The sequence below is a fragment of the Colwellia sp. 12G3 genome (genome assembly GCF_002836775.1).
Lineage (GTDB): Bacteria > Pseudomonadota > Gammaproteobacteria > Enterobacterales > Alteromonadaceae > Colwellia.
This window is the reverse complement of record NZ_PJAQ01000009.1, coordinates 169,321-181,023: the sequence shown is the minus strand read 5'-3', so window position 1 is coordinate 181,023 and position 11,703 is coordinate 169,321. Positions and strand designations below refer to the sequence as shown.

The window sequence follows — 11,703 nt, the reverse complement described above, 5'->3', positions numbered from 1 at the left end:
AGATTCATTAGCATCAAGCAGGAATGCATCGTCAGTATCTAAAACACCATCGCCATCATCATCAGTGTCAGCATTATTCCCAATACCATCACCATCAGTATCGACAGATTCATTAGCATCTTTTGGAAATAAATCGTCAGTATCTGAAACACCATCGCCATCATCATCGTTATCTAATTGATCTTTTACGCCATCACTATCGGTGTCTATGAATAGATCAATATTAATATCGGCAATTTGTTTTAATGTTGTAATTTCTAAATATTCACCTTTATTATTATTGGATAAACCTCTGTGCATAGTAACAAAATCAAGTCCTCCATCATTATCTAAGTCTAACGGAAGCATTAAGCCGACTTTACCAAATAAAGAGTCATCTACGGCAGTAAAATAACCAGCACAATTATTTAGCCATATACGATGTGGAGCATAATGCTCGGCAGCAGTAACGAATTGCGGTGGTTGTGATAACATAAAGTCGATACAACCATCCTTGTTTAAGTCTATTTGAAATACGCCACGTATAGATTGTCTTACTTTTGCATCGGACAGAGTCTGCGGTAATAACATTTGGGTCATATCTTTAAATATTCTATTGCCTTCATTTCTAAATATTTGAATGTAAAGACCCGCACCATCATTGCCATTATCTCTTGGTATAATAATATCTAAGTCTCCATCATTATCAATATCAACTGAAGTTGAATGCGCATTAGTATGAATAAAGTGAGAATCAACTGACTCAAGTACAGTATATTCCTCACTAAAGCCTGTAGCATCTCCCCAAGCAATAAGTTCATGTGCCGATGCAAACCATAGATCTTGCTCTACTATAGGAGGAAGACGTGCAGCTAACTCGCGGTTACTACCAAATAACGCCAAATCAATAAAGCCATCATTATCAAAGTCATCTAAACGAGCAATAACATAAGCAGCAGTCATCACTTCACCTTCAAATTCTCCTTCAGTATATAAATCTGTATAGGGAGCAAAAGCTTTGTTTGGCACTAACTGCCAGTTTGCTGTAAAATTTCCGTTTCCATCATTGATTAAAAAGTAAGGTTGAACAGGTTTTTTATCTGGAAAAGGAACTACGACTACAAATATGTCTAAATCTCCATCATTATCAATATCGGCGACTGTAGATCCATGAGAGTCTGTTCGTATATCTACATCCACCAGTTCTGCATTCGGATCGGGGTATTGCATGCGAGAGCCTTCAGTCCATTGGCAAGGTTTTTGTCCTTCAAAACTTGGGCTATTTAACGTACAAGGAAGGGATTTGATAGTATTACCTTTTGGATACAATTTACCTGAATTACCACTACTCAGTAACAATGTATCTGACTCAGATCTCATCCTATCATTACCATGATCACCACCTTGATTGACAAAAATATCATCATAGCCATCACCATTAAAATCATGAACTAAAGTTTCTCTGCCGGAAGGAAAGGTCTTGTAATATAATCCGCCATCTATCATTGAATCTGAAGCGTCAAAGAAATTTCCAATTCCATCATCAGCAAAAATCAACATGGATGTATAATCAGGTGAGTCGTAATCATTACCACCATGAACGAATATTTCGCTTAAACCATCTTGATTAAAATCAGCGACCCCCCAAACATGTACAAAGGGTAAGTTTTTATCGGAAGAATATACTTTGTTTATCGAATTAACATCGAATTCGTAAGGGGATTTCTCAAAATGCCACAAGGGAATTTTTGTATTTATATCATCATTTAATTTAAAATTAGCAGCACCAACAGAATCTATAATTTCGTTTCCTTGACCAGAATCCATTAACCATTGATGTTTAATACCTATACTTTCGTTTGAATTTTTATTATTTATTGCTAAAGACAACTCATCATCAGATAAAGCCCTTTCCCAGATTTTAAATTGCTTAGCTTTGCCATAAAAACCATCTTCATAAAAGCCGCTAACCAAAAAGTTAACACCATCTCCTATAGGGAAGACAACATCATTGGTTGTCGTAATTGGTGAACCTTGTAACTCTCCATTAAGAAAGACTTTAAGGGTGTTTTTATCATAGGTGATAGCTAAATTTACCCAGCTATCTAATTGAAGGTTATTCATTCTGACATTATTTTGATTCAACCAAATCTCTAAATTTGTACCGTCATGAGTTATGACAAAACTCTCCCAATTGTAGCCAGTTATTACTCCACCACCTTGAGGTAGCTTAGAGAACTTAAACCAGCCAGTAAAGCTGAACCCTTGATCAAATACTTTTCCATTTAACTCTTGAGTTTTTAAACCTCTAGATTCTTCAAAATACAGTGTGTAATCTTGTACGGGAGAAATAAGAGCAAAACAAGAAAAGGTTGTTAAAATGGTCAGAAATAACGATAAAGATAATTTACTTATAATTTTCATAGTGCGACATCCTTGCATGGTTGTTTTTTAAGCTATGCAACTATGTTGTAAAACGTACATGTATGCAAGTAAAAAGGAGTGACCAAACGCTGCTGCATTATTAATGTGAAATGTTCAATAAATTAATACCACTGGCAGCAATGTTAAACCAGTCCCCATACATGCAGTAAATTTTGGTTAGAATTGTCCTTGATATGATCATGGTTTCACAAAAAAACAATGTCCGCTTTTGGCTAGCAGATGATGTAAGGCTCAACAAATACCTAATGACTGCTCTGTCGGATGAACTGCCTTTGATAAATTTAATGTTAAAGGCTCAATTGAGCTTAGCGCAAACGTTATCAGTTGTGCATGTCGTCTCAATAATACCCACATGGTACATTTGTACTAATAAATGTACATATTGTATTTATTTACTATACTCGCTCTGTTGTTAATTCATATTATTGACGTCTTCTTTAACCACATGGTTTAAAGCTGTAATAGTATACTGGAAGGTACTATTATGAAAAAAATATCTACGCTAGTTTTGGCTATACTTTTTACATTTTCGGCTATAGCTGAAGAAGCTAAATCTTACACCCAATGGGATACATTTCGATTTACTATCGACAACAATAACGCCAAAAAATTTACAAATAATATGCGAGAACATATTAAGAAATATCACGTAAAAGCTCCTCTTAAGACAAAGATATACAATGTTACTTATGGCCCTGATGCTAATGATTTAATTTGGGTTATGGGGCCTGTTAGTTTTTCTGAGTTAGATGCTCTACCTGATAACAAGAAACACGACCAAGACTGGGAAGATAACATCAATCCTTATATTACCTCTTACAAACAAAGTGAATTATGGCGTGTTATAGAAGGGTTAGAAATAAATAATTTAGATAAAGGAGTTTCTCCTGAAAAATTTATGGCGAGATACCTAACTGTAAGCAAGAATTACGAATCAGACGTTGGAAAATATTTATTGATGCAAGTAAAGAAAACGCTCAGTAAAATTGGTAAAACTAAATATTGGGCAGTAATGGACAATCAGTTTATTCAAGGTCTTAAAAATGGACGTCATATGATGGGACTTTCTTCTATGGAATCTTTTGCAGAATGGGATGAAGATTTGGAGTTTAGTAAGCATTTTGAAGAGTTATACGGTAAAGGAAGCTTTAAAGCATTTCAAGCCAACTATAATAAGTCATTTAAAAATCAATGGAATGAGCTTATCTCTGTTAATAAGGAAATGAGTGGTTTATAAATAAACATTGCATGGAAATAAGATCACCTAAACATTTGGGTGGTCTTTACAATTTTTCTCTATTCAACCCCCTAATATAGCTTCTACCATATAACTCGTTTACCAGAACTATTCGTGCTTACAAAAAGTACTCAATGACAGAGATGACGGAGAAAGCGACTATTGGCGCAAAGGAAATGAATAGTCACTTTGATACGTTAGCGGACATTAATATTAATAGCTTTTTTCATCTGTTTGCAGTGTTCAGGAAGCGTAGGTTTACCTCTACCCTGACAGATAACTAAGGCAGCTTAGACAGTCAAAAAATTGTATTGGCGTGACTTCAAAGTGCCATGAACCACCATTAGAGGATGACTGTCCTTTAGGTCAACTGATCGCTAAATATAATCTTTTAGTCTTTAAATAAACACAGTTAATAAATTAATGGGGTTGTGTATGGCAACCCCTTAGCCAATTTAAAACTTCGCTTCAGAATTTACTTTTAATACTTCGCCTGACATTGTCATTAGGAAATAAATTATTTTATTTTCTGATTTATTGTTAGCACTAACAATATAACGGTTAGCTTCTGCCGCATGTAGTTTGAAATCTTCTGAGGTCAGACTCTTCCAACTCTGGTCTAATTTTCCAACCTTGAAACCTAAATCTTTAAAAGTCAGTTTTTGGGTAGCTTTAGCTGCAATTTGTGTTGCTACTTTAGGGCTTATTTTTCCGTGGTCAGTATGCGCGAATGCTGAACTTGTGGTAAATATCAATGTAATGAATAAGGCTGCTATTAAAGTTTTCATTTTGGTCCTCCAGTTATTTTAATTAAATTCTAAGTATGTTTTTTTTCTATTATTTGAGGTGATTATTTAAGGCCATGCTTGGTGTATTCACCTTTTACAATAAGTTGAACAGTGACTGGGGAGTCAGAGCTGTTTTTCCAATACCAACCATGTGAGCCAGCAAATGGTGCCGTAAAACTCCCTTTCATTTCACCCAGTGTTGCTATTGCATAACTTTCAAAATAGCCCGTTGTGTCGCCTTCTGGTTCGCCATGTAAATCAAAATACAATGCTGAACTATCTGTTATCCATTCGTATTCAAGCTTTTGGTATTGCGCCATGATGAATTTATATTCAACACCGCGACCAGCAGGCACGATCACTTCAATGGTTTCTGTAGCACCTTTTGATTTTTCGGCTGCTTCTTGTGAAGAGAGTGGAGTAGACGTTTCGGCCTTGATATTGTTAAAAACGGTTAGTCCAAATTTATGTCCTAACCCTGTGGGATCGATGTTGTATTCCGCAGGTAATATAATTGTAAATAGGGTCACGGCTGCGAAGACTAAGCTGAACAGCGTATATTTGATCAGTGCGGTATTCGTTAATGTGATAGCTTGTGGCATATTTTGTGGATCGCTTTGTTGCATCGTTTTATCTCTTAAAATAGGGTGAAGTTTACTAAGTGAAATTGATTAAGTTAGCTAATTAGTTAATGAAATAACCTGTTAGTTGAAAGCCTACTAACATAAACCCTGCACTCATCAACAAACAATTCGTGTTTGTCGCAAAGCGAGTGAAGCTACTGTGTTTACGCCAAAAATTAATCACTAAAAGAATAAAGGCCAAGGCGGTAAACTGTCCTAATTCAACCCCAACATTAAAGGCAATTAAATTAGTAATTAAGCCGTCATCAGGAAGTTGAAACTCTTGTAACTTGGTTGCTAAGCCAAAGCCGTGAAAAAGGCCAAAAATTAGTACCGCAAGCTTTGCATTGGGTGATTTACCAAAGAGTCGATTAAAACCACCTAAATTATCAAAGGCCTTATAAACCACCGATAGCCCAATAATGGCATCGATTAAATAAGCATTAACTTGTATGTCACTGATCACGCCAAACAATAAGGTTAAACTGTGTCCTAGCGTAAACATACTGACATACAATAAAACGTCTCGACTTCTATATAAAAAGAACAACACACCTACTAAAAACAATAAATGATCGTACCCCGTCACCATATGTTTAGCACCGATATACAAAAATGGGATGATTTGTACGCCAGTGTTTTGTAGTAAAAATGCTCGTGTGCTTTCATCGACACCATGAGCAAAGGCTTCAATCGGTAACCATATGGCAAGTAAAGCGATAAAACTCAACAAGCCATATCGCTGTATAATATTAAACATTAACGGTTTCCTTTGAATGAGTTGTTTCAGTGGAGGTCTCTTCACGATGTAGTAAACGATATAAAGCTGGAAGAACGAATAGCGTCAATATAGTTGAGGAGATCACCCCTCCGATCACCACAGTTGCTAGTGGGCGTTGAACCTCTGAGCCAATGCCCGTATTAAGTGCCATAGGCACAAAACCTAATGAGGCAACAAGCGCGGTTGTTAGCACAGGTCGAAGTCTTGTCAATGCACCTTCGATAATAGCCGTATCTAAAGCAGCTCCTTCACGTCTAAGTTCTCGTATAAACGAGACCATAACCAGGCCATTTAAAATAGCGATGCCTGATAAAGCAATAAAACCAACAGCGGCTGATATTGAAAAAGGAATATCTCTCAACAGTAAAGCAAAAATCCCCCCTGTTAAGGCTAATGGAACACCAGTGAAAATAATCATGGAATCTTTAAATGAGCCTAAAGCCAAGAAAAGAAGACCAATAATCATCACCAACGTAATAGGAACTACGATAGATAGGCGTTCTGATGCTGATTGTAATTTTTGGTAGGTGCCGCCATATTCAATCCAGTAACCCGCAGGTATTTCAACAGACTCATCGATAGATGCTTGAACATCCTTAACAAATGATCCTAAATCTCTCCCTCGAACGTTAGCGGTAACAAACACTCTACGTTTGCCATTTTCTCTATTAACTTGGTTTGCACCTTCAACCAATACCAATTCAGCTACCTCCTGTAATGGAACATAACTGTTATCGAACATCTGTATTGGTAAGTAAGCCAAGGCATCAACATCGGTTCTTAGCCCTTCTGGAAGACGTACTACTATGTCTGCACGTTGGTCACCTTGATAGAACTTACCCGCAATCGTACCGCCTAGCGCTGTGGAAAGTTGATCTTGTAGTTGCTTCACGCTTATTCCATATTTTGCTAGCTGGGCAAGTTTAGGATTAATCGTCATTATAGGTAAACCAGTCGTTCTCTCTACTTGAATATCAGCAATCCCCTCAACATTAATAATAGCTGTGTTTATGCTCTTTCCTAACGCAGCTAATGTATCAAAGTCATCGCCAAACACTTTGATAGCCAGCTCTGCACGAACCCCTGATAACAACTCATTAAAGCGCATTTGTATTGGTTGTAAGAACTCATATCGATTACCTGGTATAGGCTCTACTACGGCTGCTAATTCTTCAACAAATTGTGCTTTAGGTTTATTAGGATTTGGCCATTCACTGCGTGGTTTTAAAATAATAAAATTATCGGCAACACTTGGTGGTACAGCATCTGTTGCAACATCGGCTGTGCCTATTTTTGCAAAGACACGTTCAACTTCTGGCATTTGATTGATTTTTTCTTCTAAGACTTTTTGTAACGCGACAGCTTGCGATAATGACGTGCCTGGAATACGCAATGCATGCATGGCGATATCACCTTCATCAAGGTTTGGCACAAATTCACTACCAAGTTTATTGGCAGAAAATCCTGCTAAGCCGACAAGTCCAACAGCGAAAACCACAACAAACCAGCGAACTTTAAGCGCAAACGTTAAAGAAGGACGATAAAGGGCTAAAGATGATTTTATAATGATATTTTCTTTTTCTTTTACAGGACCTTTGAACAAAATAGCAATAGCTGCCGGAACAAAAGTTACTGATAAAAACATTGCACAACATAGAGCTATAACAACGGTTATTGCCATAGGGTGAAACATTTTCCCTTCGACTCCCGTAAGAGCAAAAATAGGTAAATAAACAGCAGTTATAATAAATACGCCAAATAATGCCGGACGGATGACTTCTTTAGTTGCTTCATAGACCAGTGCTAATCGTTCATTAACTGCCATGGTACGACCATTGGCAGAAGCTGAGCTGAGCTTTCTTAGACAATTCTCAACGATGATAATCGCACCATCAACAAGTAGTCCAAAATCTAACGCTCCTAAACTCATCAGATTGGCACTTACGCCTACTTGTACCATGCCCGTTACAGTCATTAACATAGCAAATGGGATAACCGCAGCAGTAAGCAATGCAGCTCTCATATTGCCTAACAACAAAAACAACACGACAATGACTAATAACGCCCCTTCAAAGAGGTTCATTTTTACAGTATCGAGTGTCTTCTCCACTAAGGTAGTACGGTCATACACAGCGGTAACGGTAATACCTGAGGGTAAACTCGCTTTAACTTCGTCTAACTTTATACCAACCGCTTTAGCAACATTTCGGCTGTTCTCACCAATGAGCATGAAAACGGTACTCATCACAACTTCTCTACCATTTTGGGTTGCAGCACCTGTTCTTAATTCTTTTCCTTCTTGTACTTTAGCGACATCAGAAATTCGAATTACACTGCCTTCAGTTGTCCTAACAGGAATATTAGCGATAGCCTCTAAACTTTCCACTTGTCCGGGGATACGTAATAACCATTGAGCGCCATTTTTTTCTATAAACCCAGCGCCCTTATTATCATTGTTATTTTCGATCGCTTGAATAATATCTTGCTGATTAAGGCCAAATTCCAGTAGCTTTTTAGGCTCAAAGGCAACAAGTATTTCACGTTTAAAACCACCAATAGGGTTAACTTCAACCACACCATCCACTTGCATTAACTGAGGGCGAATAATCCAATCATGAACCGTTCTTAAATCTGTAGCTGTTATTAACTTCCCTTCATCATTACGTGCATTAGGCTCAGCATCCACGGTAAACATGAATATTTCACCTAACCCAGTTGCTATAGGTCCAAGTTCAGGCTCTAATCCAAAAGGTAAATCTGATTTTGCGGAGACTAAGCGTTCATTCACTAATTGTCTGGCAAAGTAAATATCAGTATCATCACTAAAAATGGCGGTTACTTGCGATAAGCCATAACGTGAAACAGAGCGTGTACTCACTAAATTTGGTATGCCTGCCAATGCGGTTTCTAATGGGTAAGTAACCCGTTGTTCCACTTCAAGCGGTGTATATCCTGGGGCTTCGGTGTTGATCATTACCTGAATATTGGTGATATCAGGGACGGCATCGATCGGCAGCTTGGTAAAATTCCAAAGACCAAGTCCTGCGAAGGCGAGTACCGCCAACATAATAATTGAGTTTCTACGAATAGAAAATCTGAGTAAATATTCGAGCATTATCTTTCCTTTAAAAGTAAGTCTTTTAGGAGTAAACTTTTTTACTAACCATTGTAATTAAAAGGGAAACCCTTAATGATCATGTGATGCGCCAGATTTTTCAACATCGGCTTTGAGGATATAACTATTCTCAGTGACATATTCAGTGCCTACGGATATACCGCCTAACACTTCAATTTCATCACCCACTATGCGGCCTAATTCAAGCATTCTTACTTCATATTCATTACCAACCTTGGCATAAACCACGGTAAAATCACGAAAGCTCTGCAATGCCTTACGCTTTACTGCCATCGCTACGTCAAATGAGCCAATTTCAATTCTTGCACTCACAAAAGAGCCTTCAGATAATAAGGAATCACTATTGTTTACTAAGACACGAAATAGCTTAGCCTGATCATTCCTAACTTTTAATACTCGGCTATCAATTTTACTTGTGTACTGTTTTTCAACACCATTAATGTTAAGCGTTGTTTTTGCGCCAATATTAATTTTGGCTAAATCCAAAGGAAAAACAGCTAGCTCAGCAACTAAGGTTTCATCATTAGTCACCGTAAGTAATATTCGGCCTTTAGATTGCTCACCAGAAGTAACGTTAACCGCACTCACAATGCCTTTTTGAGTTGATGTCACCGTATAAGATTGCAAACTTTCATTACTTTCCAGAGTGAGTAACAATTGACCTTTCTTAATTGCATCACCTAGCTTGACGTGAACTTTTTTAACCAACCCATCGAATCGAGCATAAACATTACTGGTAGCGTCACTAGGTAAAACAAGCTTGCCATACACTTTAACTGTTTCATGAAATGTTGATGGCCCTACAACTTCAGTCGATATTTCCATTGCCTCTGCAATATCTTCAGAAATTTTTGTGCGACCTTCAAAGTTGTCATACTGCCAGTTATAGGATTTACCCTGATAATTAGCCGTTAGAGAGACAATGAATGAGTGAGGCTCGTAGATAACCATATCACCACGAAGATATTCACCTTCCTGATAAAAGTTTATGTCATCTATACCATCACCTAAGCGGGTCAATTTTACATTTAGCTCTACTTTCGCAGGGTCAATAGCTTTTCCATTCTCAGTTGCCCACACACGAAACTCAGGGGGTACTCCCGTTTCAAAAATGGATAGTTCAATGGCAAAATTATCTTTTTTCAACATAAGTCCACGATTCGGCCCTTTCTCTGGCTCGGTTTCTTCTACCTTTTGCTCTGAAAAGGCAAGGCTAGAGAAACTTGTACTTAAGCTAACAAAGCACATTGTGCTTATTAGAGTTAATATTTTAAATGTTGATTTCATGATTATTTCTCGTTATTTTTTTCAATAGATTGAGCGTTAAAAGGTGTATTAGCGTTTTTATTAATGGCAAATAGGGACGTACCCGTTAATCGCTCTATTTCAATATTGTTTAAATGTGCATTTTGATAAGCAGCAATCAAGTCTGACTGAGCATCTAATAATTCTTTTTGAGTATTCGTCCACTCGGTATAGCTATATCGGCCAATTTTGTAAGCTTTTTCAGCTTCAACAAAAGCTTGTTCAAGCACAGGTATAAGGTTTTTAGTCATAGCATGAATGACATGTTGGCTGTGTTTCATTTGTTCAATAAGCACATACAATTGTGTATTCAATTGATGAACGAGTGCTTGTGACGCTGTTTCTAATTCAGTTTTAGACGCGTGTAACGCATTTATTTTCCCTTTATTTTGATTGCTATCACCAAAAGGAATTGAAATTCCAGCGACTAAACCAAAATCATCGGTTGTTTCGTAACGTCTTAATCCCGTTGTAAATTTCCATAGTGGTTTAGTTTCAATACGAGCAAGTTCAATCTCAGACTGGACAATTCGCTGTTTTGTAGCGAAAAGACTGACCGAAGGCAGTTGTTTTAGATGAGTAAATAGTGAATCAACATCGGTGCTATTGGTTAAAGGTAAGTGGGGTAACGATAATAATGACCCAATGATGTTAGTTTCTTTATGTTGCTCGCTTTGCCCCTGTCCTTGCCACTGCGCCAATAACTGATATTTGCTGGCATCTACTTCATGAGTTAAGTCTTCAACAACTAATTCTCGTTTAGCTACTTCAGCTTGTGATTTTAGTTTATCAACTAAAGAAGACTTTCCTGTATTTACACGTTTAGTTACTGCTTCAAATGATTTAACCGCTTGCTTCAAGCTCATTTTTGACAGTTTTAATCGCTCTTCATTGACCAATACTTGGATAAAATATTTTGCTGTTTGTGCGGCTAAATCTAGCGCTTTAATTTCTCGCGCGAATGCAACGGTTGATCCCTGAATCTTAGCATTTGCCACTCTATTTTTTACTAGAGAGTTATCTAAAACCCATGAGATCGATAGTGTGGATTGCGCACTTTTAAAGCCACTATGATCACCCGTACCCATTGCATCCTCAATGGTAAGTCCAATTTCTGGTCTAACCTGAATACCAGCTTGTTGTGCATACCCCTTATAAATATCAGCTTGATTAGCAAATACTTTTAGTTCTGGGTGCATATTCATTGTTTGAGATATTGCCGTAGATAAGTCAACCGATTTCAGTGGGCTGTCTTCTGAATATGCATAACCTGAGTATGTATAAGCTGAGAGTGTTGAAGTAATCATCAGCACAGCAACGCTAAATTTTACATAACGCCTTGATAAAAACCGATTGGCGGTCGGTTTTTTATTTGTGAATGATTGAGTAAATAGTTTCATTATTATTAC

General features: G+C 37.4%; 9 protein-coding genes. 2 read left to right on the top strand and 7 right to left on the bottom strand.

Features of this window, described 5'->3' with window-relative positions:
- The coding region (locus CXF71_RS04065; RefSeq protein ID WP_198559826.1) for a LamG-like jellyroll fold domain-containing protein at positions 1-2,403 on the bottom strand (2,403 nt) is incomplete at its 3' end.
- A 505-nt stretch (positions 2,404-2,908) separates the two neighbouring features.
- Between CXF71_RS04065 and CXF71_RS04060 the strand changes: the two genes are divergently transcribed.
- Positions 2,909-3,661 carry a hypothetical protein gene (locus tag CXF71_RS04060; RefSeq protein WP_101231696.1) on the top strand — a complete coding sequence of 251 codons (753 nt, stop codon included), beginning with the start codon at positions 2,909-2,911 and terminating at the stop codon, positions 3,659-3,661.
- A gap of 134 nt (positions 3,662-3,795) precedes the next feature.
- Positions 3,796-3,945 carry a hypothetical protein gene (locus CXF71_RS21395; protein WP_157826690.1) on the top strand — a complete coding sequence of 50 codons (150 nt, stop codon included), beginning with the start codon at positions 3,796-3,798 and terminating at the stop codon, positions 3,943-3,945.
- Positions 3,946-4,116: 171 nt separating this feature from the next.
- Here the strand turns inward: CXF71_RS21395 and CXF71_RS04055 are convergent, their stop codons facing one another.
- From CXF71_RS04055 to CXF71_RS04030, 6 genes are all read right to left on the bottom strand, one after another.
- The gene (locus tag CXF71_RS04055) at positions 4,117-4,449 is read right to left on the bottom strand and encodes a DUF6488 family protein (protein WP_101231695.1); all 333 of its coding nucleotides are present in this window, start codon (positions 4,447-4,449) and stop codon (positions 4,117-4,119) included.
- A gap of 62 nt (positions 4,450-4,511) precedes the next feature.
- Positions 4,512-5,075, bottom strand: coding sequence for a hypothetical protein (locus CXF71_RS04050; RefSeq protein ID WP_101231694.1), 564 nt, complete (start codon positions 5,073-5,075; stop codon positions 4,512-4,514).
- 58 nt (positions 5,076-5,133) lie between these two features.
- Positions 5,134-5,832, bottom strand: a complete 699-nt coding sequence (locus tag CXF71_RS04045) for a HupE/UreJ family protein (protein ID WP_101231693.1) — start codon at positions 5,830-5,832, stop codon at positions 5,134-5,136.
- A complete protein-coding gene (locus CXF71_RS04040) occupies positions 5,825-8,968 on the bottom strand; it encodes an efflux RND transporter permease subunit (RefSeq protein ID WP_101231692.1) in 3,144 nt (1,047 codons plus the stop codon). The genes CXF71_RS04045 and CXF71_RS04040 overlap by 8 nt, the downstream gene beginning before the upstream one ends.
- Positions 8,969-9,040: 72 nt before the next feature.
- Positions 9,041-10,276, bottom strand: coding sequence for an efflux RND transporter periplasmic adaptor subunit (locus CXF71_RS04035; protein WP_101231691.1), 1,236 nt, complete (start codon positions 10,274-10,276; stop codon positions 9,041-9,043).
- A gap of 2 nt (positions 10,277-10,278) precedes the next feature.
- Positions 10,279-11,694 carry a TolC family protein gene (locus CXF71_RS04030; RefSeq protein WP_232771374.1) on the bottom strand — a complete coding sequence of 472 codons (1,416 nt, stop codon included), beginning with the start codon at positions 11,692-11,694 and terminating at the stop codon, positions 10,279-10,281.
- Positions 11,695-11,703: the final 9 nt, after the last annotated feature.

Bases quoted from the DNA above. Each gene is read 5' to 3' on its own strand.
- CXF71_RS04060 (WP_101231696.1), top strand. From the start codon at position 2,909: ATGAAAAAAATATCTACGCTAGTTTTGGCTATACTTTTTACATTTTCG.
- CXF71_RS04045 (WP_101231693.1), bottom strand. From the start codon at position 5,832: ATGTTTAATATTATACAGCGATATGGCTTGTTGAGTTTTATCGCTTTA.
- CXF71_RS04035 (WP_101231691.1), bottom strand. From the start codon at position 10,276: ATGAAATCAACATTTAAAATATTAACTCTAATAAGCACAATGTGCTTT.
- CXF71_RS21395 (WP_157826690.1), top strand. From the start codon at position 3,796: ATGACAGAGATGACGGAGAAAGCGACTATTGGCGCAAAGGAAATGAAT.
- CXF71_RS04055 (WP_101231695.1), bottom strand. From the start codon at position 4,449: ATGAAAACTTTAATAGCAGCCTTATTCATTACATTGATATTTACCACA.
- CXF71_RS04030 (WP_232771374.1), bottom strand. From the start codon at position 11,694: ATGAAACTATTTACTCAATCATTCACAAATAAAAAACCGACCGCCAAT.
- CXF71_RS04050 (WP_101231694.1), bottom strand. From the start codon at position 5,075: ATGCAACAAAGCGATCCACAAAATATGCCACAAGCTATCACATTAACG.
- CXF71_RS04040 (WP_101231692.1), bottom strand. From the start codon at position 8,968: ATGCTCGAATATTTACTCAGATTTTCTATTCGTAGAAACTCAATTATT.